Annotated in this window: 1 rRNA gene (running past one end of the window); it reads right to left on the reverse strand. The window is 52.5% G+C overall.

The features are described from left to right. Positions 1–40: 40 nt before the first annotated feature. A 23S ribosomal RNA gene (locus DWZ16_RS15110) occupies positions 41–1,283 on the reverse strand (its annotated part continues 1,719 nt past the right edge of the window); the annotation flags it as partial.

Consider the following 1,283-nt stretch of genomic DNA (forward strand, 5'->3'; position numbering starts at 1 on the left):
AGGAAATAACTTCCTCTTACCTATCCTTAACCATAACCTTTTGGTTAAGCCCTCGACCGATTAGTAACAGTCAGCTTCACGTATTACTACGCTTCCACCTCTGCCCTATCTACCTCGTCGTCTTCAAGGGGTCTTACTACTTGCGTATGGGATATCTCATCTTGAGGGGGGCTTCACGCTTAGATGCCTTCAGCGTTTATCCCGTCCCGGCTTGGCTACTCTGCCATGAACTTGATAGTTCAACAGATACACCAGAGGCCAGTCCACCCCGGTCCTCTCGTACTAAGGGCAGCTCCTCTCAAATATCCTACGCCCGCGCCGGATAGGGACCGAACTGTCTCACGACGTTCTGAACCCAGCTCGCGTACCGCTTTAATGGGCGAACAGCCCAACCCTTGGGACCTACTTCAGCCCCAGGATGCGATGAGCCGACATCGAGGTGCCAAACCACTCCGTCGATGTGAACTCTTGGGAGTGATAAGCCTGTTATCCCCAGGGTAGCTTTTATCCGTTGAGCGATGGCAATCCCACTTTCTACCACCGGATCACTAAGTCCTACTTTCGTACCTGCTCGACCCGTCGGTCTCGCAGTCAAGCTCCCTTCTGCCTTTGCACTCTTTGAATGGTTTCCAACCATTCTGAGGGAACCTTTGAGCGCCTCCGATACCCTTTCGGAGCGACCGCCCCAGTCAAACTCCCCACCTGACATTGTCCCACCTCCGGGTCACGGAGGTTGGTTAGAAATCCAGTACCACAAGGGTGGTATCCCAACAGCGACTCCGACAAGACTGGCGTCCTGTCATCAAAGTCTCCCACCTATCCTGTACATGCAGTACCGAATCCCAGTATCAAGCTAGAGTAAAGCTCCATGGGGTCTTTCCGTCCTGGCGCAGGTAACCAGCATCTTCACTGGTATTTCAATTTCACCGGGTGCATTGTCGAGACAGCGCTCAAATCATTACGCCTTTCGTGCGGGTCGGAACTTACCCGACAAGGAATTTCGCTACCTTAGGACCGTTATAGTTACGGCCGCCGTTTACTGGGGCTTAGATTCAAAGCTTCGATTGCTCTAACCTCTCCTCGTAACCTTCCAGCACCGGGCAGGCGTCAGCATATACCTCACCTTTCGGTTTCGCATAGACCTGTGTTTTTGCTAAACAGTTGCTTGAGCCTATTCTCTGCGGCCACATCTCTGTGGCACCCTTTATCCCGAAGTTACAGGGTCATTTTGCCGAGTTCCTTAACAATGCTTCTCCCGCCGGCCTTAGGATTCTCTCCTCATC

Origin of the sequence: Clostridium sp. AF29-8BH (genome assembly GCF_003478145.1) — a bacterium.
GTDB classification, from domain to species: domain Bacteria; phylum Bacillota; class Clostridia; order Lachnospirales; family Lachnospiraceae; genus Otoolea; species Otoolea fessa.